Origin of the sequence: Streptomyces sp. NPDC004539 (assembly GCF_040610055.1) — a bacterium.
Lineage (GTDB): Bacteria > Actinomycetota > Actinomycetes > Streptomycetales > Streptomycetaceae > Streptomyces.
This window is the reverse complement of the sequence record NZ_JBEXLS010000033.1, coordinates 12016-36553: the sequence shown is the minus strand read 5'-3', so window position 1 is coordinate 36553 and position 24538 is coordinate 12016. Positions and strand designations below refer to the sequence as shown.

The 24538-nt window shown below is 71.8% G+C and carries 20 protein-coding genes; 11 read left to right on the top strand and 9 right to left on the bottom strand.

Annotated features, from left to right (window positions below; genetic code table 11):
• Nucleotides 1–11: 11 nt before the first annotated feature.
• The gene (locus ABZX85_RS43315; protein ID WP_355882377.1) at nt 12–953 is read right to left on the bottom strand and encodes a YbhN family protein; all 942 of its coding nucleotides are present in this window, start codon (nt 951–953) and stop codon (nt 12–14) included.
• Between the two features lie 141 nt (nt 954–1094).
• Nucleotides 1095–1517, bottom strand: coding sequence for a nuclear transport factor 2 family protein (locus ABZX85_RS43310; protein WP_355882374.1), 423 nt, complete (start codon nt 1515–1517; stop codon nt 1095–1097).
• Nucleotides 1518–1674: 157 nt separating this feature from the next.
• Between ABZX85_RS43310 and ABZX85_RS43305 the strand changes: the two genes are divergently transcribed.
• Both ABZX85_RS43305 and ABZX85_RS43300 read left to right on the top strand, forming a co-directional pair.
• Entirely contained in the window at nt 1675–2247 is a 573-nt protein-coding gene (locus ABZX85_RS43305; protein ID WP_355882371.1) for a hypothetical protein, read from the top strand.
• Between the two features lie 118 nt (nt 2248–2365).
• Nucleotides 2366–3598, top strand: coding sequence for an MFS transporter (locus ABZX85_RS43300; protein WP_355882368.1), 1233 nt, complete (start codon nt 2366–2368; stop codon nt 3596–3598).
• A gap of 58 nt (nt 3599–3656) precedes the next feature.
• Here ABZX85_RS43300 and ABZX85_RS43295 read toward each other — a convergent pair whose 3' ends face one another.
• From ABZX85_RS43295 to ABZX85_RS43270, 6 genes are all read right to left on the bottom strand, one after another.
• Nucleotides 3657–5189, bottom strand: a complete 1533-nt coding sequence (locus ABZX85_RS43295; protein WP_355882365.1) for an MFS transporter — start codon at nt 5187–5189, stop codon at nt 3657–3659.
• Nucleotides 5190–5427: 238 nt separating this feature from the next.
• Nucleotides 5428–7251, bottom strand: coding sequence for a hypothetical protein (locus ABZX85_RS43290; RefSeq protein ID WP_355882362.1), 1824 nt, complete (start codon nt 7249–7251; stop codon nt 5428–5430).
• A 6-nt stretch (nt 7252–7257) separates the two neighbouring features.
• Entirely contained in the window at nt 7258–8130 is an 873-nt protein-coding gene (locus ABZX85_RS43285) for a carbohydrate ABC transporter permease (protein ID WP_355882359.1), read from the bottom strand.
• A 30-nt stretch (nt 8131–8160) separates the two neighbouring features.
• Nucleotides 8161–9135 carry a sugar ABC transporter permease gene (locus ABZX85_RS43280; RefSeq protein WP_355882356.1) on the bottom strand — a complete coding sequence of 325 codons (975 nt, stop codon included), beginning with the start codon at nt 9133–9135 and terminating at the stop codon, nt 8161–8163.
• 37 nt (nt 9136–9172) lie between these two features.
• The gene (locus ABZX85_RS43275; RefSeq protein ID WP_355882353.1) at nt 9173–10504 is read right to left on the bottom strand and encodes an extracellular solute-binding protein; all 1332 of its coding nucleotides are present in this window, start codon (nt 10502–10504) and stop codon (nt 9173–9175) included.
• 244 nt (nt 10505–10748) lie between these two features.
• On the bottom strand, nt 10749–11855 hold the full coding sequence (locus tag ABZX85_RS43270; RefSeq protein WP_355882350.1) for an ROK family protein: 1107 nt from the start codon (nt 11853–11855) through the stop codon (nt 10749–10751).
• Nucleotides 11856–12195: 340 nt separating this feature from the next.
• On the opposite strand from ABZX85_RS43270, the gene ABZX85_RS43265 reads away from it, so the two are divergent.
• From ABZX85_RS43265 to ABZX85_RS43245, 5 genes are all read left to right on the top strand, one after another.
• Nucleotides 12196–13104: a BadF/BadG/BcrA/BcrD ATPase family protein gene (locus ABZX85_RS43265; RefSeq protein WP_355882347.1), complete on the top strand. Its 909-nt coding sequence runs from the start codon at nt 12196–12198 to the stop codon at nt 13102–13104.
• A gap of 211 nt (nt 13105–13315) precedes the next feature.
• Entirely contained in the window at nt 13316–15214 is a 1899-nt protein-coding gene (locus ABZX85_RS43260; protein WP_355882344.1) for a phosphatase PAP2 family protein, read from the top strand.
• A 63-nt stretch (nt 15215–15277) separates the two neighbouring features.
• Nucleotides 15278–16924, top strand: a complete 1647-nt coding sequence (locus tag ABZX85_RS43255; protein WP_355882341.1) for a phospholipid carrier-dependent glycosyltransferase — start codon at nt 15278–15280, stop codon at nt 16922–16924.
• Nucleotides 16925–16955: 31 nt separating this feature from the next.
• Entirely contained in the window at nt 16956–17891 is a 936-nt protein-coding gene (locus ABZX85_RS43250) for a MurR/RpiR family transcriptional regulator (RefSeq protein WP_355882339.1), read from the top strand.
• Nucleotides 17892–18035: 144 nt separating this feature from the next.
• Nucleotides 18036–18416 (top strand): hypothetical protein, encoded by a 381-nt coding sequence (locus ABZX85_RS43245; protein ID WP_355882337.1) that lies wholly within the window; start codon nt 18036–18038, stop codon nt 18414–18416.
• 175 nt (nt 18417–18591) lie between these two features.
• Here the strand turns inward: ABZX85_RS43245 and ABZX85_RS43240 are convergent, their stop codons facing one another.
• Nucleotides 18592–19275, bottom strand: coding sequence for a peptidoglycan-binding domain-containing protein (locus ABZX85_RS43240; RefSeq protein ID WP_355882334.1), 684 nt, complete (start codon nt 19273–19275; stop codon nt 18592–18594).
• A 190-nt stretch (nt 19276–19465) separates the two neighbouring features.
• On the opposite strand from ABZX85_RS43240, the gene ABZX85_RS43235 reads away from it, so the two are divergent.
• From ABZX85_RS43235 to ABZX85_RS43220, 4 genes are all read left to right on the top strand, one after another.
• A complete protein-coding gene (locus tag ABZX85_RS43235) occupies nt 19466–20314 on the top strand; it encodes a bifunctional methylenetetrahydrofolate dehydrogenase/methenyltetrahydrofolate cyclohydrolase (RefSeq protein ID WP_355882331.1) in 849 nt (282 codons plus the stop codon).
• A gap of 93 nt (nt 20315–20407) precedes the next feature.
• Nucleotides 20408–21076 carry a TetR family transcriptional regulator gene (locus ABZX85_RS43230; RefSeq protein ID WP_355882578.1) on the top strand — a complete coding sequence of 223 codons (669 nt, stop codon included), beginning with the start codon at nt 20408–20410 and terminating at the stop codon, nt 21074–21076.
• 134 nt (nt 21077–21210) lie between these two features.
• A complete protein-coding gene (locus ABZX85_RS43225; RefSeq protein WP_355882575.1) occupies nt 21211–21618 on the top strand; it encodes a hypothetical protein in 408 nt (135 codons plus the stop codon).
• Nucleotides 21619–21765: 147 nt separating this feature from the next.
• Complete coding sequence (locus tag ABZX85_RS43220) at nt 21766–24501, top strand: hypothetical protein (protein WP_355882328.1); 2736 nt, start codon at nt 21766–21768, stop codon at nt 24499–24501.
• Nucleotides 24502–24538 lie beyond the last annotated feature (37 nt).

The window sequence follows — 24538 nt, the reverse complement described above, 5'->3', positions numbered from 1 at the left end:
ACGGCAGGCGGTCACAGCGCCCGCCGTCTGATCAGCACCGCCAGCATCAGCAGCCCCGGCACCAGCGGCAGCCACACCGTCAGCAGCCGGTAACCCAGCACCGCCGAGGTCGCCGCGACCGCCGGTGCCCCCGTCGCCGTCAGCGACAGCGCGAGGACCGCGTCGAGGGAGCCGATGCCGCCCGGGGTGGGCAGGAGGGCGGCGGCGCTGCTGGCGGCGAGGTAGACGAGGGCGACGTGGACCGGGGAGAGCGCGAGCCCGATGGCACGGGTCACGGCGATCAGCACGCACGCGTGCAGCAGCGCGAACGCGAACGCCCCGCCCCACAGCGCCGCCGCCCGGCAGGGCCGCGCGTGCACGGTCCGGATGTCGGCGACGACGGCGGACAGGGCCCGGCGGCACCGCGTCCACAGCAGCAGCGCCGGCAGCAGGAGGAGCACGGCGGCGACGCCGAGGACGACGGTCGCCGGGACCTCGGGCATCCGCAGCATGCCGGGGGCCAGCGGGGCGAGGGCCACGATGAGGGTGATCCGGGCGACGGCGGAGGCGCTCGCCTTCACGCCGAGGGCCGTCGCGGAGCGGGTCGCGGTCAGGCCGCAGCGCATCAGGAAGCGGAGGTTGACCGCGCTCGCGCCGAGCCCGGCGGGGAGCAGGTGGTTGGCGGCGGAGGCGGCGAACTGGGTGGCGACGAGCCTCCCGCGCGGCAGGCTCGGGGTGACCGCGCCCTGCTGCGTGAGCGCCGCGCAGCCCCAGGTTCCGACGGTCGCGAACGCGCCGCACAGCAGCCAGCCCTGGTCCGCGACGACGAGCCGGCCGGCCCCGTCGGAGACGACCGACCAGTGCCGTCGGGCCAGCCAGACCACGCCCAGCAGGACGGCGAACGAGCCGAGCAGGGGCCAGGGGACCCGGCGCCGGACCGGCGCGGCGACAGCGACACACGGTTCGGACGTCATGCGCGCTGCCCCTCTCCACGGCCGACGACTGTCACTGAGGGTGCGGAGACCCTCGTCAACGTAACCCGCGGTGACCCGATCCGGCGTCTCCGGTTCCCCCAGGCGGCGGAGACGGGTTCACGCCACGGCGGCCGGTCGTTCTCAGTCGTGCGGGAACGAGTGGTGTTCGTGGGCGATCACCCACTCCCCCCGCTCCTTGACCAGCCCGAACGTCAGCCGCAGCCGGAGTTCGGGCCGTTCGGCCAGTTCCTGCGGGGTGCCGCAGCGCACCAGCGCGTGGGCGTAGGCGACGTCCGTGCCGGCCGTGACGTCCAGGGACTCGATGTCGAAGCGGGCGCCGAGGGCCTGCCAGGCGAAGAGGGGCGGCCAGATGACGCGGTAGGCGGCGCGGGAGCGGATGCCCTCGTAGGGCGGGGCGACGTTGTACATCGCGAGCCGCTCGGCGTGGCCGGCGAGCACGCCGTCGATGTCGCCCCGGTGCACGGACTGCGCCCAGCGGGCGATCAGCACGCGGATGCGCGCCTCGTCGTCGACGACGGCGGCGGAGACCTGGGTCGGGCTCACGGCGGACGCTCCTTTCCTCTCCCCCTCTCTCACGGACACGAGAGTGATACGTCTTCCTGTGAGGAGGCTGAACCTTTCATCGGTGCACCTCTTCCAACGGTTCGCTCCCGCACGTCCGTTCCCTGCCGATAACGTCGATCTGAGTAGGGTGGATCACATGGGGCTGGACATCACGGTGCTCGCGCTGGACTGGGAGCGGCTGGGCGGGACGCCGGAGCGGGAACTGGAGGCGCTGCTGTACGAGGCGGCCTGCCCGGACTCGGAGCCGTGGCCGGACGTCCCGGAACGCGGCTGGGTGTTCCCGGCGTCGCCAGAGGTGCCCTGGGCGGGCCGGTACGAGTTCCACGGCACGACCGGCTCCTACAAACCCCACTTCTTCGCCGCCGACGCCTGGGACTCCGCGCGCGCCACCGCCGACCCGGCGCTGCGGGAGTCCCTCGACGCCTTCCTCCTCCCCCTCATCTGGGAGGGCCCCGAGGAGCCCCCCGAACCCCAGCCCCTCCCCGGCTTCCCCCACCCCCTCCTCGCCTGCCCGCCCGGCCTGGTCCGCGCGACCGCCGCCCACTGGTCTCGCGCGAGACCGCTCCTGCCGGCCCTGCGCTCCGCTTACGCCCCCGACCGCGACTGGTTCCCCGGCTTCGACGCGTTCCACGCGCTGATCGGCGAATGGGGCACGGTCGTCGAGGAGACGGCCCGGCGCGGCTGGGGCCTGCTGGGGCTGCCGATCTGAGTGCGCGTGCCGTGCGCCGCCCTCCTCCGCGACGGCGATCGGCCGGTCCCCGAGGCTCCCGGCAGCTCTCGAGCCGGTGCCGTGGTCCGGCGCGAGGCGGGCGTGACAGAAAGCGCGGGTGACCCCGGCCCTCGACTCCTCTTCCCCCTTCCGTTCCCTGGCCGTCCGCAACTTCCGGCTCTTCGCGGCCGGCCAGGTCGTGTCGGTGACCGGCACCTGGATGATGATCACCGCGCAGGACTGGCTGGTGCTGTCCCTGACGGACGGTTCCGGCAGCGCGCTCGGGCTGGTGACGGCCCTCCAGTTCACGCCCGTCCTGCTGCTCACGCTGTACGGCGGACGGCTCGCCGACCGCCACGACAAGCGCGTCCTGCTGCTCGGCGCGAACCTGGTGTCCGGCACGCTCGCCCTGCTCCTCGCGCTCCTCACCCTCACCGGGACCGTCCGGCTCGCCCACCTCTGCCTGTTCGCCCTGCTCCTCGGCACGGTCAGCGCGATCGAGACGCCGACCCGGATCTCGTTCGTCAGCGAACTGGTCGGCCCGGCGCTGCTGCCCAACGCGTCGGCGCTGAGCACGAGTTACTTCAGCGTGTCGCGGGTGGTGGGCCCGGCGGCCTCGGGCGCGCTGATCGCCTGGCTCGGCACGGGACCGGTCATGCTCCTCAACGCCGTAAGCTACGCCGCCCCGGTGGCGGGTCTGCTCCTGATGCGGCCGGCGGAGCTGCTCAGGGGCCCGCCGGCCCGGGGCCGGCACCGGGTGGTGGACGCCCTGCGGCACGTCGCCTCCCGCCCCGACCTGACGCTCCCCCTGTCCCTGGTCGCGGCCGTCGGCCTGTTCGGCCTCAACTTCCAGGTGACGCTGCCGCTGATCGCGAGAACGGTGTACGACGCCGACGCGACGTCCTTCGGGCTGCTGACGACCGCGCTGGCCGCCGGTTCACTGCTGGCCGCGCTCGCCGGGACAGCCCGCCGCGACCGGCCCTCGGGCACGCTGGTCGCGGGGTCCGCGCTCGTGTTCGGCGTGCTGGAGACGCTCGCCGGAGCGGCCCCGACGCTCGGCCTCGCGATGGTCTCCCTGTTCTTCACGGGCCTGGCGTCCACGTACTTCGCCCAGGCCGCCAACCACCGCGTCCAGCTCGGCAGCGACCCCCGTTTCCGCGGCCGGGTGATGGCCCTCTACACCCTGATCCTGCAAGGGACCACTCCCCTGGGCTCCCTCCTCGTCGGCGCCCTCGCCGCGCCCCTGGGCCCCCGCTCGGGCCTGTGGCTCGGCGGCCTCGCGACGACTCTCGCGGCGGCCCTGTGCCTGGTGGCCGACCGCAGACGTACGAAGCCGGGACCCGGCCTTTGACAGCGCACCGCGCCGAGCGGTCACGTACCCCGCTCGGCGCCGTGTCCCGGTTGGCCGGTCAGCCCATGTGGACGGCTCCCGCGCCGTCCGCCGCGTGCTGGCGTCCCGCGTTGATCGCGAGGGCCGTGATCAGCAGCCCCGCCAGGAACATCACGGCGGCTGCCGCGAACGCGACGGTGTAGCCGTGGGTGAGGGCCTCACCGGCGCGGCTGACGAGGCCCGCGTCCTGGGTGGCGAGCCCCCGGTAGAGGGAGGCGGCGGCGTGCGGGAGCTTGTCGTCGGCCGCCGAGGTGGCGATCGTCGTGAGGACGGCGAGGCCGAGGGCGCCGCCGATCTGCTGGGCGGTGTTGAGGAGGGCGGAGGCGATACCGGTGTCGTGGTGGTCGACGCCGGCGACCGCGCCGAGGGTCATGGGCACGAAGCTCATGCCGAGGCCGAGGGCGGTGACGAACATCGCGGGCATCAGGTGGGCGGTGAAGGAGGAGCCGGGTTCCAGGGTCGCGAACCAGAACATGCCGACGGCGGCGACGAGCAGTCCGGGCCCGGCGATGAGCCGGGGCGCGTAGTGGGTGACCAGCTTGGAGCTGACGCCGGCGGCGACCGCCATGCCGAAGCTGAAGGGCAGGTAGGCGAATCCGGTCCGGACGGGGCTGTAGCCCAGGATGAGCTGCATGTAGAGGGTCAGGAAGTAGAACGTGGCGAACATGCCCGCGCCGATGAACAGCATCGTCGCGTAACTCCCGGACCGGCTGCGGTCCTTCAGCAGCCGCAGCGGCATCATCGGGTCGGAGGTGCGGGCCTGGAGCAGCAGGAACGCGGTGAGCAGCGCGACGGCGGCCGTGAAGCAGACCAGGGTGACCGTGTCGGTCCAGCCGTGCTCGCCACCCCGCGTGATGCCGTACACCAGGGCGATCAGACCGCCCGTTCCGGTGACCGCGCCGGGGATGTCGAGGCGACCGGGGTGGCGCTCCGCCTCGACCAAGGTCCGGGTGCCGGCGAGGACGGCCACCCCGATGGGGATGTTGACGAAGAACACCCACCGCCAGTCGAGGAGATCGGTGAGGGTGCCGCCGAGGAGCAGGCCGACGGTGGCGCCGACGCCGCCCATCGCCGCGTACACGCCCATCGCGGTGTTGCGGGACCTGCCCTGCGGGAACGTCGTCGTGATCAGGGCGAGCGCGCTGGGCGCGGCGAGGGCGGCGCCGACGCCCTGGAGGATGCGGGCGCCGATCAGGAGGCCCTCGCCGGGGGCGAGTCCGCCGAGCAGAGAGGCGAGGGTGAAGACGGCGATGCCGGCCTGGAACATCAGGCGGCGGCCGAAGAGGTCGCCGGCCCTGCCGCCGAGCAGGAGGAGTCCGCCGAAGGCCAGGGCGTAGGAGTTGACGATCCAGGCGAGGTTCGCGTCCGAGACGTCCAGGTCGGTCTGGATCGCGGGGAGCGCGATGTTGGTGATGGTCGCGTCGAGGACGACCATCAGCTGGGCCGCCGCGATGACGAACAGCGCGAGCCCGAGATGCCGGGTCCCGGTCGGAGTTTTTGTCGATGTGTCGACATTGATTGCGGCAGTGCTGGTCGCACTTTCGGAAGGCATGAGAAAGAACTCCAGAGAAAAGGAGGAATCGACCCGAAAGGAAAGCGAGTTCCTGGGCCAGGCCGAAAACATAACACCCCCCGGACGCGCAAGAAGGGGTGCGGAAAATGAGACAAAGGACACCCTTGACCGGAGGTGCTTGCGTCCGTGCAAGAAATTTGCTCATCAAAAAAATCCCCCGCCGGGAATTTCGGCGGGGGATTTCGAAGAGACAGAGAAGAGACAGAACCGCGTGGGCTCAGCGGCTGAGCCTGACCTCCGGCTCCGCCGACGGGTCGAGGCCGCCGAGGACGGCCGTGAAGGCGTCCGTGCGCAGGAGGAGGCCGCTGTCGGTCCACTCGGCGTGCAGGGTGAGGGGTCCGGTGCCGCCGTGGCGGACGGCGAAGACGTGCAGATCGTCGGGGGCGTCCGTGACGGGGCCCGCCTCGATCGCCGTGGAGCTGATCAGGTGGGCCCAGCCCTCGTCGGGGTTGCCGTAGCCGCGCGGGTCGGCGGCGAGGACGAACGCCGCTTCCTGCTGGCTGAGTTCGGAGCGCGCGTCGAAGTGGTCGGGCCCTTCGGCCGAGGGGTGCGTGAGGCGCAGTTCCCCCGCCGACACGACCGCCGCCTCGGACGTGCGCAGGACCCGGTCGCCGTCGTCCGCCGCGTAAGGCAGGCCGGCCAGCAGGTACGCCTCGCCGGGGAGGCGTTCGACCGCGACGGTCGTCCAGAGGGACGTGCCGTCGGTGACGTACAGGGAGCGCACGCTGCGCAGGACGTGGTCACGGCCGACGACCGGCTTGGTCACGGACTTGGCGGTGAGGCCGTCGACTTCGAGGTCGCGGACGCGGACCTCGCCCATCGGGCGGGTGAAGAGGAACCCGTCGAGGACGGGCCCGAAGCCGTGCTGGCGGTTCACGGCGGCCGGCAGGTAGTACGTGCCGGCCGCCTCGACCAGCGAGGGCGTCATCTTCGAGTCGAACGCCACCGACACCGTACCGGCCCGGAGTTGGTGCCTGGCCGGGTCGGTGGACGGCTCGCGGTGCCAGGCGCTGTCGTCCTGGATCTGCCAGACCAGCATCCACGCGAAGTGCCCGTCGACCCCGCCGTCGGGCTTGACGGCGTAGCGGCCCCAGCGGGTGTCGCCCCGGTAGCGTCCGATGTCGGCGCCGATGCGGGCGCCGAAGTAGCGCAGCCCGAGGACGGACTCGAACCCGGAGTGCTGCTCGCTGTAGCGCGGACCGCCGTTGTCGAAGCCCCCGCCCGTCAGGCGGGCGTCGAGGTAGTGGGCCAGCGCCTCCCCGTCCTCGGCGAACATCTCCTCGCCGCTGACCCGGTGGGCCTGGGCGAGGAAGGAGAGGGAGATCGGGCCGTAGTTGTTGTCGTAGGCGCCGCCGTGCTCGGGGGGCAGCAGGGCGCCCCGGTCGGCGACGCGGTGCGCGCGGATCTTCGAGCGGTACAGCTCAAGGGCCGTGGCCCGGACCGACTCCGCCTGCTCCCGCGGGAGTTGCCCCGCCAGCATCAGGCCGCCGACGACGCAGCCGATCGCCTGGTTGCCGGCCTCCTGCGGGTTGAAGAAGGTCGCCTCGGTGAGCCAGTACCAGTACCCCTGGGCCACTTCGAGGAGCCGGGCGCGCTGCTCGTCGGGGACCAGTCCGTCCGACAGCTCCAGGAGGTTCACGGCCTGGAGCAGCGCCCACACCGTGCTCGGCCAGTCCCCGATGGGGTGCGCGCCGGGGGCGAGGACGTAACGGGCGTACGGGAACCCGGAGTTGCGCAGGCGCAGGTTCGGGTAGCCGGGGTTGTCCTCGGTGTAGACACGCTCGTCGAGGTGGAAGGCGAGGCTGCGGCGCACCGCCTCGGGGAGCCGGGGGTCCTTGGAGCGCTGCCAGGCGAGCGCCAGCAGCGAGGTGACGCCGAGGGAGGTGTCGCCGATGTCGTCGGTGCAGTCGGGGTGTTCGAGGCTGCCCTCGGCGGTGAGCCGGGCGAGGGCCTGTTCGACGACGTCGGCGAGGACGGCGTCGTACGCCTCGGGGGTGTCCGCAAGGTCGTGCAGGGAGCCTCGTTGGTGGAGGAGGTGCACGCGTGCTCAGCCCTTCATGCCGGAGGTGGCCATGCCCTCGACCAGTCGCTTCTGGAAGATGAGGAAGCAGATCAGGGTGGGCGCGAGGGCGATCGTCGACATCGCGAACATGGCGCCGTAGGAGGAGCCGCTGGTCTGGTCCATGAAGAGGGTGAGGCCGAGGGGGACGGTGAACTTGTCGTTCTGCTGGAGGTAGACGAGCTGGTGCAGGAAGTCGTCGTAGGTCCAGATGAACGTGAAGATCGTGGTGGTGATCAGGGCCGGCTTCATCAGCGGCAGGATGATCTTCCAGTAGATCTTCCACGGGTTGGCGCCGTCGACCATCGCGGCCTGGTCCAGCTCGCGCGGGATGGAGCGGATGAACTGGACCATCAGGAAGATGAAGAAGGCGTCCACCGCGAGGAACTTGGGCACGATCAGCGGCAGGTAGGTGTTGATCCAGGTCAGGTTATAGAAGATCGTGTACTGCGGGATCAGCACCGCCTGCGTCGGCAGCATCAGCGTGCCGAGCATCAGGCCGAACCAGATCTTCTTGCCCCGGAACTCGAAGCGCGCGAAGGCGTAGGCGGCCAGCGAGCAGGAGATGACGTTGCCGATGACCGCGCCGATCGTGACGATCAGCGAGTTGGTGATGTACAGCGAGAAGGAGTTGCCGGAGCCGCTCCAGCCGTCGCTGTAGTTCTCGGGGTTGAGCTTGTTCGGGATCAGCCCGGGGTGGGTGAAGATCTCGGTGTCGGGCTTCAGGGAGCTGCTGAGCATCCACATCAGCGGGTAGAGCATGACGATCGCGACACCGATGAGCACGGTGTGGATGAAGATACGGCGGGCGCCGGTGGCGGAGCGGAGCTTCTGCAACGGCGACGGGGTGATGGCGGACATTTCTTGCTTCCTCGCTCGGTCGTCAGAAACTCAGTCGTCGTAGTGGACCCAGTAGCGGCTGGCGATGAAGTTGACCGCCGTGAAGCCCGCGATGACCAGGAACAGCACCCAGGCCAGCGCCGAGGCGTACCCCATCTGAAGGTCGGTGAAGCCCTTCTTGTAGAGGTACAGGGAGTAGAGCATCGTCGAGTTGAGGGGTCCGCCGGAGCCGTTGCTGATGACGAACGCGGGCGTGAACGTCTTGAACGCGTCGATGATCTGGAGGACGACGTTGAAGAAGACGATCGGCGTGAGCAGCGGCAGGGTGATCCTGAAGAACCGGGTCACCGGGCTCGCGCCGTCGAGCGCGGCGGCCTCGTACACGTCCTTGGGGAGCTGCTTGAGGCCGGCGAGGAAGATGACCATCGGGGTGCCGAACTGCCAGACGGCCAGCAGGATCAGCGTGTAGATCGCGGTGTCGGGGCTGGAGATCCAGTCCTGGCCCTTGATGCCGAACCAGGCGAGGAAGTCGTTGAAGAGGCCGTCGCCGCCGAAGACCTGGCGCCAGACGATGGCGATGGCGACCGCGCCGCCGAGCAGCGAGGGCAGGTAGAACGCGGCCCGGTAGAGGCCGATGCCCTTGATGTCCCGGTTGAGGAGCATGGCCACGCCGAGCGCGAGACCGAGCTTGAGGGGGACGGAGACGACGACGTACAGCAGGGTCGCGTGGACCGAGTCCCAGAAGACCGGGTCGTCGGTGAACATCCGCTCGTAGTTGGCGGTGCCGACCCACTTCTCCGGGGTGAGCAGATCGAAGTCGGTGAACGACAGGTACAGCGAGTCGAGCATCGGATAGATCGTCAGGCCGAACAGGCCGACGAACCATGGGGCCAGGAAGAGGTACGGCCACCAGCCGCCGCCTCGCTTCCTCGCGAGGCGGCGCCGCTGCCGTTCGCGCTCCCGCTGGTCGGAGGGGGTCGCTCCGGGCGACTCCTTCACGACCTCGTCGGTCTTCGCGGTGGTCATACTCATCTCCCTGGCCCTCTTCCGTACGTGCGTCCGCTCAGGCGGACAGGATGCCTGCCGCCTGGTCGAAGAACTTGCCCGACTGCGACTTGATGCTCGCCTTGCCGAAGGCCACGGCGAGGTTCGACTGGAACAGCAGGTCCCAGATCTGGTCGGCGCCCTGCGGCGGCGGCACCGGGTTCGGCAGGACGTTGGTGGCCTTGCCGACCCGCTGGGAGATGTAGTCGGCGCTCGCCATGTTCAGCTTGTCGGTCTCGGTGAGGCCGGAGGCGATCAGGTTGCGCGCCTTCTCGGTCGGCGGGATGCCGCGCAGCAGCTGCATGTCCTTGATCGCGGAGTCGTTCTGCGCGAAGAAGGAGATGATCTTGACGGAGTCGGCGATCCGCTTGCTGGTCTTGGTGGCGCTCAGCAGCACACCGCCGTTGACGTAGTTGCCTTCCCGCGCGCCGGACCAGAAGCCCTGCGGGGTGGGCAGGAAGTCGAGCTGCGCGTCGGTGATCGAGCCGCCCGCGCCGTAGACGCCGGAGTCGAAGGTGAACAGCGCCTTGCCGATGACGACCGCGTTCTTGGTGAGGTCGTTGTGCGCGGCCGAGGTGATCGCGGCCGGCGGGGAGGCGTTGGTCTTGCGCATCTCGGCCCAGAACTCCCACCACTCCTGGAGGGTGTCCGGGGTGAAGCCGATCTTCTTGCCGTCGTCGGAGAAGAACTGCTGGCCCTTCTCGCGGGCGAAGATCTCGAAGCACTGGAGGGTGGAGCCGCCGCCGTCGTCGACGCCGTACGTCTTGCCGCCGCTCTTCTTGTAGACCTCCTGGCCGATCGCCTTGAGGTCGTTCCAGGTCCACTCGCGGTCCGGGAGCTTCAGGCCGAGCTTCTCCAGCGCGCTGCGGTTGACGGTGAGCTGGTTGACGCCGATGCCGGAGGGGACGCCGTAGAGCTTGCCGTCGACGGTGCCGGCGGCCAGGAGCGTCTTGGAGAAGCCGGTGAGGTCCAGGGACTTGCCGACGTACTCGTCGATCGGCGCGAGGACACCCTTGCGGGCGTACTGGGCGACGAGCGCGGTGTCCATCTGCATCAGGTCGGGGGCGCTGCCGCCGGCGACGTTGGTGTTGAACTTGTCGAAGTATCCGTCGTACCCCTGGTAGGTCTCCTGGATCTTGATCTTCGAGTTGTCCTTCTGGAACGTAGCAAGCGCTTTCTTGTACGCGGCGTGGCGCTGGTCGCTGCCCCACCACGTCATCGTCAGCTTGCTGTTGCTGCTGCCGGCGCCCGTGCCGCCGCCGCAAGCGCTCAGCGTGGTGCCGAGCGCCGTCGCGACAGTGATGCCGCTCGCGGCGCGGAAGATGGTTCTGCGCGAGATCTCGTGACCCACCGGGTCCCTCCCTGGATGTGCGTGACGGATCTTCCGGCCGGTGAGGCGGCTCGGGTTCCTTTGAGTGGAGTGCGCTCATGGTCTGCGGCCTCGCCCGGCCGCGCCACCTGAACGAGCGGAGTCCCCCACGAACACGCCGTCGTGGGTCCGTACGGTCCGTACGGCCGGATTCTCCGCTCTGCGCCGGGGTCCCGCCCGGCTAGAAAGCGCTTGTCCGGACATTGGCAGAAGCGGACGGAGTCCGTCAATGCTTCTTGTCCGACCCCTCGGTCACGGTTTGGATTCCCCGGGCCACCGCGAGCCGGGCCGCACCGGCCACCGTGGCCTCCTCGCCGATCTCGCTGCCGACCACCTCGGTGGGCCAGCTCAGCCGCGCCAGCTCGGCCCGCACCCCCGGCAGGAGCTGCGGATTCGCCCCGATCCCGCCGCCCAGCACGATCAGCCCCGGGTCCAGTACGGCGACCGTCGCGGCGGCCAGTCTCCCCACCTCCCGGGCGTGCGCGGCGACGAACCCCCGCGCCGCCGCGTGCCCGCCGCCGGCCAGCGCGAAGAGCTCGGCGGCCCCCTCGGGCGCCCCGGCGTCCGGCCACCCCTCCCGCACCCTGCGCATCAGCGCGCCCGCCCCGACGTACGCCTCCATGCCCTCCAGCACCGCCTCGCGCTCCGGCAGCCAGGGGTAGGGCAGCCGGGCGATCTCCCCGGCGGCCCCGCCGACGCCGCGCAGCACCTCGCCCCCGACGACGATGCCGAGGCCGATGCCGTAGCCGACCTGGAGGTATCCGAAGGTGTGCCGCCCCTTGGCCGCCCCCTCGTGCAGTTCGGCGAGGGCCGCGCAGTTCACGTTGTTCTCGATGTGGACGGGGAGGTGGGAGGGCAGGGCGAGGGCGTCCACGGCGGCGGCCACGGCCGGGGTCGCGGGGCGGATGCCGGGCCGCACCACGTCCGGTACCGCCACCACCACCCCGCGCACCGGCCCCGCGGCCTCCCGGGCGAGCCCCCAGAGCACGGCCCGTACGGTGTCGGCGGCGTGGCCCTGGTCGCGGGCGGTGTGGGACGCGACGACGGTGCCGTCGAGCGTGCAGGCGCGTACCGCCGTATGGGTGGAGCCGAGGTCGACGGCGAGGACGGTGCCGGCGGCGGGGCCGAGCCGGTAGACGGCGGCGGCGCGGCCGGTGGCGCCGTGCGTGGTGCCGGTGCGGGCGGCGAGGCCGGCGGTCTCCAGTTCGGCGACGGCGCTGGAGACGGTCGGCTTGGAGAGCCCCGCCAGCTGGGCCAGCCGGGGCCGGGTCGCGTCGCCGGAGGCGGCCAGCACGGCGAACACCGCGCCCGCGCTCTCACTGAGGTGCTGCACAACTCCCCCACAGTTTCGGTCGGCAAGCACTAAGACGTCTTGTGTCGTCGAAGTTACGAATGATTGAATGTCTAGACATCAGGCACTCGACGGAACACGCCTTCCGTCAGCCGGAATTCACGCCTCACGGCCGGGAGAAACAGTCTCTCGCCGGGTGTACACCACCTCTTGACGCACCCTAGTTCGTTAGTTAACTTCCTAACGAAATCCCCACGGTACTCGCCTGCCGTGGCCAACTGAAGCCCGTCCCGGGGCTTCCCGAGAAAAGTTCAAGATCCGTTCACACTTCGCACGGTTCGCCCGCCGTCGCAGCTCAGCGCTTTCGACGAAGGAAGAACCCGTGCAGGACGCACCCCCCTCGTGCCCGCTTCTGGTCGGCATCGACGTGGGCGGCACCAAGACGCACCTCCGCGCGCTCGCGGGGGACGAGACGGTCGCCGACCACGTCCGTGCCAGCAGCGGCTGGCGCCCGCACGACACCGCCTCCGCCGCCCGCTGGCTCGCCGACCTCGTCCGAGAGGCGCTGCCCGCGGGCGCGCGGCCGTCTGCCGTGGCGGTCGGCGCGCACGCCTGCGAGACCCCGCGCCAGTGCGCGGACATCCGTACCGCTCTCGAAGAACTCCTCGGTGTTCCCGCGGCCGTCGTGGGCGACGCCGAACTCCTCGTCCCCGCCGCGGGGCTCGCCGCGGGTGTCGGTCTCGTCGCCGGCACCGGCTCGGTCGCCGTGGGCCGGCTCTCCGACGGCTCGGCGGTCCAGGTGGGCGGCTGGGGCGCGGTCCTCGGTGACGAGGGCGGTGCCGCCGGACTCGTCCGCGAGGCCGCCCGCGCCACCTGGGCCGCGCACGACCGGGGCGAGGCACCCGATCCGCTCGCCCAGGGTCTCGTCGAGGCGCTCGGCGTGCCCGAGGTGCCCGCGCTCGGGGCCGCGTTGGAGAGCGCGGCCGACGCCTCCTCGGACTGGGGACGGCACGCGCCGGTCGTCTTCTCCGCCGCCGCCTCCGGCTCCCCCCTCGCGCACACCGTGATCGCCGAGGCGGGCCAGGCCCTGGCCGCGCTCGTCGCCCGGCTCGCCGCGCGCGGGGTGCCGGTGGACGACGTGGTGGTGGCCGGCGGCACCGTCCTCGGCCAGCCCGTGCTGTACGACGCGTTCACCGCGGGCCTCGCCGAGGCCGTACCGGGCGCCAGGGCACGGCCGTTGACGGTCGCCCCGGTCGACGGGGCGGTGGCGCTCGCGCGCGGACTCCTGTAGAACTCCCTCTCCTTGTACATGTGTTCGTAGAAAGAGCCGTGCCGGACCTTCCCGTTCACCCGCGGGACACGGTCCGGTCGCCGTTCCCACCCGGAACGGTCACGACTCCGCCGTAGATCTTCGCTCGTACGCATCACCGGCTCAGCCGACGGCAGTTGCCTCCGAGCCGCCTTGATCGCACGATCTCCGTCACTTCCAGAGAGGCACACGCATGTCGTCCCCCGCCGCAGTGAACAGAAGGCGCTTCCTCAAGACGTCCGTGGGCGGTTCGGCCGCGCTGGTGGCCGCGCCGACGCTGGTGTCGTGGCTCGGCGCCGCCGACGCCAAGGCCGCGACCGCCGTACCGGCGGCGTTCGTCGACGACTACAAGACGAACATCACCGCGAACCTGACGCCCGAGACGAACGCCGTAGTGCGGGTCCTCGGCGGCATGACGAAGATCTGGAAGACGGGCACCGCCTGGAACACCGGCACGGTCCTCGACCGGGAGCTGCTGCGCGCCAACGTGCGGTACTCGATCCAGCTCACCACCCGGCGCACCGAGGCGCAGGCCCGCGAGGCGTTCGTCTACGACCGCCAGCACCAGAGCTACGCGATGATCGGCGGCCTCGGCCCGCTGGCCGCGCTCTACCGCACCGGCGCCAAGGCGGTCACCTCGATCACCGCCGCCCCGGAGACCACCCCGCCGACGAAGATCGACGACGCCGTCCCCGCCGACGCGCCCGCCGGTTCCGCGCTCGGCGCCGGCTCGTACACCTCCGACCTCGGCCAGGTCGCCAAGCTCGTCGACACCGTGCGCGGCCCGTTCGCGTCCGGCAACCCCGGCAAGTACGCGTTCCAGTACCCGCGTCCGTGGCGCATGAACGAGAACAGCCAGGTCGTCGACACCGGGAAGACCGACGAACTCGGCTACCCGGTCTACGACTCGAAGGTCGTCGTCGTGAAGCAGCTGCTGCGCCAGCGCTCCACCTCGCCGGTCGACGACGGCGGTTTCCCGAGCGGCCACACCAACGCCTTCCACCTGGCCGCGCTCGCCTACGCGTACGCCGTGCCGGAGCGGTTCCAGGAGCTGGTGACCCGCGCCCTGGAGCTGAGCCACACCCGGATCATGGCCGGCATGCACTCCACGATGGACGTCCTCGGCGGCCGGATCATGGCCACCGCGCTCGCCGCCGCGACCCTCGCCGACCCGGCGAACGCGGAGCTGAAGGCCGCCGCACGCGCCCAGGCGCTGGCGTACTTCACGGCGAAGACCGGCACGACCCCGGACACCCTCTTCGGATACGCCCACGCGGACGCCGCCGACAAGTACGCCGACCGCGAGGCCAACGCCTGCCTGGTCGAGCCCAAGCTGACGTACGTCCTGAACCGCAAGGGCCGTACCTACCCGCTGACCGTGCCCAAGGGCGCCGAGGTCCTGCTGGAGACCCGTCAGCCGTACCTGAGCGCCGAGCAGCGCCGGGCGGTGCTGCGCTCGACCGCGCTGGAGTCGGGGTACGTCCTGCTGGACGGCTTCGAGCAGTGGGGCCGCCTCAACCTGTTCGCGGCGGCGGACGGCTACGGCACGTTCGAGTCGGACGTCACGGTCACCCTGGACGCGGCCAAGGGCGGCTTCCACGCGGCGGACGCCTGGCGCAACGACATCGACGGCGACGGCGGCCTGACCAAGAAGGGGTCCGGCACGCTCACCCTGACCGGCCACAACCGCTACCACGGCGGCACGGTCGTCAAGGAGGGCACGCTGGCCGCCGGGCACGCGAACGCGCTCGGCCAGGGCGACGTCACCCTCGCGGGCGGCACGCTGAGCGCCGCGCTGCCGGTGCGGGTGCGCGGGACCTGGACGCAGGGCGCGGCCACGCTCGATCTGACGATCCGCAAGAGCCACGGCGCCGTCCTGACCGTGTCGGGCCGGGCCCGGCTGGAGCGGGGCGCCACGCTGGTGCTGCGGCTGGACGCGAAGCAGCCGCCGGCCGCCGGGACGGTCGTCCCCGTCCTGGACGCCTCGCAGTTGCGCGGCCAGTTCGACAAGGTGGAGCTGAACTCGGCCCACCTGCGGGCCGTACCCCTCTACACGGCGGACGGTCTGTCGGTACGACTCGTGAAGCGGTGACGTGCTGAGGGGCGGGAGCGGCCCGGGCCGCTCCCGCCTCCGTGCGGCTCCCCAGGACGGACGATGGCGAACACGGCACTACGGACGTTCACCCGCCGCTGGTGGGCGCCTCTCCTGGTCTTCCTGTTACTGGCGCAGATGGCCGCCGTCATGGTCACGACGGCCGTCGAGCAGACGCCGACCATCGACGAGCCGGTGTACGTCGGGACGGCCGCCGACTACCTCCACGCGCACGAGGTGCGCTTCAACCCCGAGCACCCGCCGCTGGGCAAGCTGATCGTGGCCGCCGGAGTGGCGCTCGCGGACCCTCATGTCGACCCTGATTTCGCGGGCGACCAGGGCGCGCTCGGCCGTCACCTCCTCTACGAGTCCGGCAACGACCCGTGGGACCTGATGCTGTGGGCCCGGCTGCCCGTCATCGCCCTGACCCTGCTGTTCGGGCTTGTCGTCTTCTTCTTCGCGCGGGACGTCGCCGGCCGCGCGGGCGCGTTCGTCGCGCTCGCCCTGTACGCGTTCTCGCCGGACGTCATCGCGCACGGCTCCCTGGCGACGCTGGACGTCCCGGCGGCGGGGTTCCTGCTGACGTCGGCGTGGCTGCTGTGGCGCGCGGACCGGCGTCCACGGCTGTATCTCCCGCTCGCCGCACTGGCGTTGGGGGCGGCACTGGCGACGAAGATGAGCACGCTGACGGCCGTTCCGGTGTTCGCGGGGCTCGCGGTGGTGGCGCTGTGGCGGACCAGCCGCCGTACGGCGCTGGTGGGGGCCGCCGGGGTGACGGCGGGCGCGTTCGCCGTGGTGTGGGTGTCGTACCTCGTGGTGGACCCCCGGCTGCGGTGGAGCCCCGCGCCGGGTGAGATCCCGGTCGTGCGGGGGATGCGGGGGCTGGTGGTGCGGCTGCTGCCGGTGCCGCCGTCCTACCGGGACGGGATGCGGGTGCAGTTCCGGTTCGAGAACCAGCACTGGGAGGGGTTCCTGTTCGGGCACCTCTACAGCGGGGCGCGCTGGTACTACCTGCCGGCCGCGCTACTGGTGAAGACGCCGCTGGGGATGCTCGCGCTGTGGGCGGCGGGCGCGGCGGCCATGCTGGCGGTACCGAGGCTGCGGCGGGCGGCGGTGTTCGTGCTGCTGCCGGCCGGGGTGCTGCTGGCGTCGGCGATGACGGGGTCGCGGGATCTGGGGACGCGGTACGCGGTCTTCCTGCCTATGTTCCTCGCGGTGGCGGCGGGGTGCGTGCCGCTGTGGGCCGCCGGCCGTCCGCGGGTGCTTCGTGGTTGTTCGCGCAGTTCCCCGCGCCCCTGGCCGGCGTTGTCGGCCGCGTGGGTCCCATGGGCGCTGGTGATGTTCGTCGCGGTCAGTTCGCTGCGCACGTTTCCCTACTATCTGCCGTACTCCAACGAGGCGTTCGGAGGTCCGGCGCGTACGCATCTGCGGCTGCACGACTCGAACGTGGACTGGGGGCAGGACCTCGGGCGGCTCGCGGAGAGGTACGGGGACGAGCCGATGTGGCTGGTCTACAAGGGGGCCGGGGTGCCGTCGTACTACGGGGTCCGGGGGAGAGATCCGCTGGCGGTGCCCGAGGCGCGGGTGCGGGGGCTGCTGGTCGTGTCGGACTCGGCGGCGGCCAAGGCGCGGGGGCGGCTGGCGGAGCTGCTGCGGACCAGCCGGGCGGTGGCCGACGTGGGGCACTCGATCACCGTCTACCGGCGGTGAGCCGATCTTGGAGTGGGTTATGTTGAGGCGCGTGGCAGACAAAGGAGACGGGCCCGGACCCTCGCCGCAGCAGGCCCGTGCCCAGGCGTCGGCGATCACCTCGGGCAAGGCCGTCCCGGAGACGGAACTCTCCCCGACCTCCCAGCTGCGGGCCCTGTTCGACGGCCCCCACCTCTCCCCCGGCCAGCGCCGCATCGCCCAGTACCTGATCGAGCACCTCACCGAGGCGTCCCTCCTGTCGATCACCGACCTCGCCGAACGCGTCGGGGTCAGCCAGCCCTCGGTGACCCGGTTCGCGGCGGCCGTCGGCTTCAGCGGCTACCCGGCGCTGCGGGAGCGGCTCCAGACGCTCGCCCTCGGTGCGCGCGGCCCGGCCGAGGTGAACCGGGGCAACGAGCTCCAGGCGGCGGTGGACGCCGAGATCCGCAACCTGGAGGACCTGCGGCGTGACTTCGCCGACCCGGACCAGGTCATCGAGGTCGGCCGGGCCCTGTCGGGGTCGACGCCGCTGACCGTCCTCGGCCTGCGGATCTCCGCGTCGCTCGCCGAGTACTTCACGTACGCGGCCCGCCGGGTCCATCCGGACGTCCGGATGGTGACGCGCGGCGGGAGCGTCGCCTACGACGCGCTGCTCCAGTCCCGGGAGGCCGGCGGGACGTGGGTGCTGGCGTTCTCGATGCCCCGGCACGCGCAGGAGACGCTGACGGCGGTGCGGGTGGCGCGCGGGGCCGGGCTGAAGGTCGCGCTGATCACGGACCTGGCGCTGGGGCCGATCGCCGACGAGGCGGACGTGACGTTCGCGACGGGGACCGGTTCACGGCTGGTGTTCGACTCGTACGCGGCGCCCGGGGTGATGGCGGCGGCGCTCCTCCAGGCGATGACGGACGCGGGCCCGGAGCGGACGCAGGCGCGTCTTGAGGAGTACGAGCAGGTGGCGGACCGGCACCGGTTCTTCCTGCCCGACTGACCTGGCCGATCCCCGTTACGGGCGGGTAGCCGGAACGTGTGGGGCACCGCGTGAAAGCGTGAATGTTTTCATACTGCTTGCAAAGGTGACGGCATATATAAATACTGCTGACGGTCGCACCGCCGCACATCGGAAGCCACGCCCATGAGTCTCACGACGCCGCGCCTCAGCCCGGACTGGCCCCGGCACGTCAAAACGCCCGGCAGTTACGACTGGGAGCGTTCCGCCGTCAAATGGCTGCGCGAGCTGGTCCCCGCCCGCTACGCCGGGTATCCGGCGCTGCTGCGCCACCCCGTCCTGCTCGCCCGGCACGCGCACCTCCAGGTCCAGCAGGAGGTCCGGGTGGCCCGCACCGCCCTCCAGACCGCCCGCGCGGACCTCCCGGCCCTGGGCCTGCACGAGGCGGCGATCGAGCACACGATCAAGATGTACGCGGCCGAGCTGACGCAGCTCCAGCACCTCGCGCGCGGGGTGCGGGCGGTGGCCGAGGCGCTCGCGGCTCAGTCCCCCTCCTTGCGCCGCTGACGCCAGTACCAGATCAGCCCCACGAGAAGAGAGACCAGGGAGATCACGGGCAGCACGAGGCCCGGGACGCGGGTGACGTTCATGGCACGGCTTTCGGCTCGGTGGGCCGGAGTGCCGAACGCCCACCGGCCCAGCGCGCATTGTGACATGGGACACACTCACCGCGTCCCGGGTGTCACGAGGTCCGCGACTCCAGATCCTGGCGCGTGTTGTCGCCGTACACCCCGGACTCGTCGCCCCGGATGCCGTACCAGAGCTGGAAACGGGCCACGGCCTCGGTCAGCGTCGCGTCGTACTCACCGTTCGTCGAACCGTTGTCGTACACGTTCGGGATACGGCGCAGGCGCTCCTGGAGGTTGACGACCTCCGCGCCGCTGGCGCCCTCGCGCAGGACGCCGGCGCCGTCGGGGTCCTCGGCGGGGGCGCTCGGGGCGGGGGTCGGGGCCGGGGCCTGTTCGACGGGGGCGCTGCTGACCGGGGGCTGGGCCGCCACCGCGTCGCTCTGGCGGCCGGGCAGCAGGAGGATCGCCGCCGCGAAGCCGACCAGGACGGCGGCCGAGATCGCGATGACGCCGGCCGCGCGGCGCACCCCCTTGCCGGTGGCCGGCGGGGGCGGCGGAGGCGGGGTGCGGCGCGGGCGCGGCGGGACCGGCGGGATGCGCTGGGTCTCGGGCTCCGCGGAGACGTTCACCGCCTCGTAGGTACGGGTCTTCTCCTGGCCCGGGGTGTCCTCGGTGCTCAGTTCGGTCAGCTCGCGGAACAGGTCCGCGAGCGCGTCGGTACGGCGGGGCCTGAGGACCACGATGGGTTCCAGGACCTCACGCTCGAAGTTCTCGCCGCCGCCCTGCGGTGTCGGCACGCCGCTCTCCCCTCTCCTACGAATCCCCGGGGAGAGATACGGGCGCGCGGGCGGCGGGGTTCAGGCCCGGCTCGATATCCGATCTTTCACCCGGACGACGTAACATGGAGGGACGGGGGCCGAGGACGTCACCGGCTCCCGACCGTCTCTTCGCCGTCCTCCCCCTCCTCACCCGAAGGGTCCCGCTCCCGTGACCACCGCGACACTTCTCGACGGCAAGGCCGCCGCAGCCGACATCAAGACCGAGCTGGCCCTGCGGGTGAGTGCGCTCAAGGAGCGCGGGATCACCCCCGGCCTCGGCACGGTCCTGGTCGGCGACGACCCGGGCAGCCGCTCCTACGTCGGCGGCAAGCACCGCGACTGCGCGCAGGTCGGCATCGCCTCCATCCGTGTCGAACTCCCCGCCGACGCCTCCCAGGCCGACGTCGAGGCGGCCGTCCTGCGGCTCAACGAGGACCCGGCCTGCACCGGCTTCATCGTCCAGCTCCCGCTGCCGGCCCACATCGACACGCACGCGGTCCTCGAACTGATCGACCCCCGCAAGGACGCCGACGGCCTGCACCCCACCAACCTGGGCCGTCTCGTCCTCGGCATCCCGGGCCCGCTGCCCTGCACCCCGCGCGGCATCATCGACCTGCTGCGCCGCAACAACGTCGCCATCACCGGCCAGCAGTTCTGCGTCATCGGCTGCGGCATCACCGTCGGCCGCCCGCTGGGCCTGATGCTGACCCGCGCCACCGAGCACGCCACGGTCACGCTGTGCCACGAAGCCACCCAGGACGTCGCGGCGCACGCCCGCGAGGCGGACGTCGTGGTCGCCGCGGCGGGCGTCGCCCACCTCGTCACCCCGGACTGGATCAAGCCCGGCGCGACCGTCCTGTCCGTCGGCCTGACCCGCACGGTCGAGGGCATCCTCGGCGACGTCCACCCCGACGTCAGCGATGTCGCCGGTTCCTTCGCGCCGCCGATCGGCGGGGTCGGCCCGATGACGCGCGCCATGCTGCTGACGAACGTGGTCGAGGCGGCCGAGCGCCAGTAACGCCCCACGGTGCACTCAGTTCCCTCCCGGCCCCCCGGTTCAGGGAACTGAGTGCCGTCGCGTGCTACGTTCCGTGCCATGAGCAAGCCCTCCATGCGGGACGCGCTGGTCGCGGCGGCCTTCCGGCTCTTCCTGGAACGCGGGTACGAACAGACCACGGTCGACGACATCGTGGCGCTCGCCGGGGTCGGACGGCGGTCGTTCTTCCGCTACTTCCCCTCCAAGGAGGACGTGGTCTTCCCCGACCACGAGCGCTGTCTCGCGGACATGACGGCGTTCCTCGCCGCCGAGGACCCCGGCCGCGAACCGGTGCGCCGGGTCTGCGACGCGGCCCGCCTGGTCCTGCGGATGTACGCCGAGAACCCCTCCTTCTCCGTCCAGCGCTACCGGCTCACCAAACGCGTCCCCGGGCTGCGCGCCTACGAGCTGTCCGTGGTGTGGCGCTACGAGCGCGCCCTCGCCGAGTACCTCCGCGCGCGCTTCGCCGGCCGGCCGGACGGCATCCTGCGCGCGGACGTCATCGCGGCGGCCGTGGTGGCCGCGCACAACAACGCCCTGCGCTCGTGGCTGCGTTCGGACGGCACGGGCGACGCGAACGCGATGGTCGACCACGCGCTGACGTACGTGCAGAGCACCTACGGCTCCCCCGCGCGCTCCGCCGAACGCGCCGAGGACGTCGTCGTGGTGGTCTCCCGGCGCGACGCGCCGCTGTGGCGGGTGGTCCAGGAGATCGAGACGACGCTGGGTCGGGGTCTCCAGTAGGGGTAGGTGACCCCAATTCAGGGGTACGCAGTGCCTTTACGGTTGGCACTGAGTGCCATACGCTGACCGTGTGCACGGTGGCACGGACAGCGCACCGTGCGTTCCGTCCGCGCGAGCGCAGGGAGTCGATCAGCGTGTACCACCACACGAACGCCACGCAGCGGGCGGCCGGCGGGGCCGCCGTACTCGACCGCCGCACCGCCGACCACGAGGCGATCCTCTTCCAGCGCTGCAACTACTGCGGTACGGCCATGTACCACCGGGTCCTGTGCCCGGTCTGCCGGGGCAGCGATCTGCGCACGGAGCGCAGCGAGGGCACCGGCACCGTCCGCCACTCGACGGTCGTGCACCGCAACACCCCGGCCGCGCGGAACGTGTCGATGGTCGAGATGACCGAGGGGTTCGTCGTCCGCGGCCGGGTGATCGGTCCGGCGATCGGCATCCACAGCGGGGACCGGGTGCGGCTGACGACCGCTCACGACCCGGTGCGGGGCGAGCCGGTGTTCCAGTTGCTCGACGAGCCGTACCGCTCCTGGAGCTGACTCGTCGACTGGCTCGAAATGTTCGGTCAATAGTCTGAACAGTCAGCTCACAGTCAACCCACAGACGGCGCTTCGCATCCTTCGTGACGTGCGAGGCGCCCGGTTCCGACGGGACGCCCGCACTCCATGTGCGAGGAGGGAACTCCCTTGTCCCGTTCCCGGCGAATAGGTGTCACCGCCGTGGCCGCGCTCGCGGTCCTGGCGGGTTCACCGGGGTTGGCCGCGGCGCAGCAGGAGCCGTCGGCGGCGAACACGCTTCCGCCCGGCTGGCGCGTTTCCGGCCATGATCTGCTGTGGCGCGCGCCGCAGCCCGTGCCCATGGGCGACGCCCGCGTGGAGTTCCACGCGAACGGCCGTCTCCTGGGCGTCCCGCGACCGGCCGCCGACGGCCGTACGTTCAAGCTCGCCCTCGACGACGCGTCCCCCGCCGAACAGCTCGCGGACCTCCAGAACCTCGAAGTCCAGGCGAGCGGACGCCGGCTGGACACCGAGGAGTCCGCGGCCCCCTCCGGCCTCGCCGCCCCGGCGGCGGCCCCCGCGCCGCCGGCCAACCCGGTGGACCCCGGCAAGCCGGGCCCGTACCGCACGACGCGCGGCGAGTACTCCCTGCCCTCCGTCAGACTCCCCGGCTTCAAGGTGCCCGTGGAGATGCGGGGCCTGGTCATCGCCCCCAAGGGCGCCGCCGGCAAGCGTCCCGTGGCGCTCTTCCTGCACGGCCGGCACTCGACCTGCTACAAGCCCGGCGCCGAGGACGACACGTCCGGTGCCTGGCCCTGCGCCAAGGGCTACAAGGAGATCCCCAGCTACCAGGGGTACGTGAAGGACCAGCAACTCCTCGCGTCCCAGGGCTATGTGACGGTCTCCATCTCCGCGAACGGCATCAACGGCCAGGACTGGGAGGCCGCGGACGCCGGTGCGCAGGCCCGCTCCTCGCTCGTCCGCCGCCACCTCGCCCGCTGGGCCGACTGGGCGGCGAAACCGTCGTCGGCACCCGGCGTCGTCCGCGGCGCTCCGAAGACCGACCTGTCGAAGGTGCTGCTCGTCGGGCACTCGCGCGGCGGCGAGGGCGTCAACCGGGCGGCCATGGACACCCTGTACCCGCCGCCGGCCGCGCAGGACGGCGCACCGGGCAAGGCGCGCTGGCACATCAGCGGGACCGTCCTGATCGGACCGACGATCTTCGGCCAGAACCCGGTCGCCGACGTCCCCTCCGCGACGATCCTGCCCGGCTGCGACGGCGACGTCTCCGACCTCCAGGGCGAGGTGTACGTCGACGGCACGCGCGCCGTCAGCAACGGCAAGGCCCTGCACAGCGCGGTCTACGTGGTCGGCGCGAACCACAACTACTTCAACACGGAGTGGACGCCCGGCAAGGCGCAGGCCCCCGCCTGGGACGACTTCGGCAGCGACCCCGACCACCCGGACCCGGTCTGCACCCCCGGCAAGGCCACCCGGCTGACCGCCGACCAGCAGCACCAGGCGGGCGCGGTCTACATAGCCGCCGCCGCGCGGCTGTTCGTCGCCGGTGACGACCGGGTCCGCCCGCTCCTCGACGGCAGCGCGGTCCGCGCCCCCTCGGCCGGGAAGGCGCAGGTGCTCACGCACGCCGTCGGCGCGAACCGGGGTGCCGGGTTCCTGCCGGACGCCTCGGTGACCGTGTCCGGCGCGCGGCTGTGCGACGCGGTCAACCCCGACACGAAGAAGACGTGCGGGCTCGACCGGGCCAAGGGGTCCTCCCCGCACTTCGCGCAGTGGGAGACCGAGCGGGAGTCCGGCCGCCGCGCGGTCGCCGTCTCCTGGTCCAAGCCGGGCACGGCCGCGCGGATCAGCCCCGCGAAGCCGCTGTCGCTGGCCGGTTCGCAGGCGCTCGCGCTGCGCGTCTTCGTCCCGCCGAACAGCAGGGGCACCAAGCTCGACGTGACCCTCGTCGACTCCGCGAACCGCCGGGCGAAGCTCGGGCAGGTCGCCGTGGACGGGCTGCCGGGGAGCGCGAGCACCGCCTCCTACTGGGCGCGTGAGGTGCGGGTGCCGCTGAAGACGGCGAAGACCTTCGACCTCAAGCGCGTCAAGTCCCTGGAGATCACGCCGCGTTCGGCGTCCGGGAAGGCGTGGCTGGTGGACGCGTGGGGCTGGCGCCCCGGTACCCCCGCCACGCAGGCCGCCGCGCTGCCCCGAGTCGACGTCGGCCGGCTCACCGTCAAGGAGGGCGACTCCGGGGTCCGTACCTACCGGGTGCCGGTGAAGGTGTCCGGGAAGGGCAGCGGGCAGGTCCGGTACTACGTCATCGACCCGGTGTCCGGGAAGGTCGCTGACAAGGTGGTGACCGTCCGGCCGGGCGCGAACACCATCGACGTACCGGTGCGGGTGAAGGGCGACACCCGGTTCGGGTACGACCGGCAGCAGGACATCGTCGTGAAGGCGGTGCGGGGCGCGGTCGTCGGGAACCACCGGGGCGGGGTCACCGCGCTGAACGACGACCCGGAGCCGAAGTCGACGCTGGTACCGGTCACGGACCAGGTGACCGAGGGCGGGACGCTGCTGTGGCGGATGACGCTCGCCCAGACGGCCGACGTCGACATCTACTACCCGCTGCGGGTCGTGCCGGTGACCTCGGGGACCGAACTGTCGACGAAGGACGTCGATCCGCGGTGGCTCGCCGACTACTCGGGGCAGTCGCCGGACCCGGAGCGGGCCCTGTCGAAGGCCGACGTCTGGGTGTGGCTCGTCGTCGAGGCGGGGAAGACCACCGCCGACTTCGACGTGAAGACCGTCAAGGACTCCGTGACGGAGCCCGCCGAGTCGGTGCGGATCGTGCGGACCGACGAGGACGGCAAGGAGGTGCCGGGGACGGCGGTGACGGGGACGGTGACGGACGCGTCCTGAGTTCTCTCACGGCCTGAGGGGCACGAGCTGATCGGCT

Excerpts from the sequence above, each read along its gene's own strand:
- ABZX85_RS43315 (WP_355882377.1), bottom strand. The coding sequence starts at position 953 with ATGACGTCCGAACCGTGTGTCGCTGTCGCCGCGCCGGTCCGGCGCCGG.
- ABZX85_RS43305 (WP_355882371.1), top strand. The coding sequence starts at position 1,675 with ATGGGGCTGGACATCACGGTGCTCGCGCTGGACTGGGAGCGGCTGGGC.
- ABZX85_RS43295 (WP_355882365.1), bottom strand. The coding sequence starts at position 5,189 with ATGCCTTCCGAAAGTGCGACCAGCACTGCCGCAATCAATGTCGACACA.
- ABZX85_RS43285 (WP_355882359.1), bottom strand. The coding sequence starts at position 8,130 with ATGTCCGCCATCACCCCGTCGCCGTTGCAGAAGCTCCGCTCCGCCACC.
- ABZX85_RS43280 (WP_355882356.1), bottom strand. The coding sequence starts at position 9,135 with ATGACCACCGCGAAGACCGACGAGGTCGTGAAGGAGTCGCCCGGAGCG.
- ABZX85_RS43260 (WP_355882344.1), top strand. The coding sequence starts at position 13,316 with ATGTCGTCCCCCGCCGCAGTGAACAGAAGGCGCTTCCTCAAGACGTCC.
- ABZX85_RS43255 (WP_355882341.1), top strand. The coding sequence starts at position 15,278 with ATGGCGAACACGGCACTACGGACGTTCACCCGCCGCTGGTGGGCGCCT.
- ABZX85_RS43245 (WP_355882337.1), top strand. The coding sequence starts at position 18,036 with ATGAGTCTCACGACGCCGCGCCTCAGCCCGGACTGGCCCCGGCACGTC.
- ABZX85_RS43230 (WP_355882578.1), top strand. The coding sequence starts at position 20,408 with ATGCGGGACGCGCTGGTCGCGGCGGCCTTCCGGCTCTTCCTGGAACGC.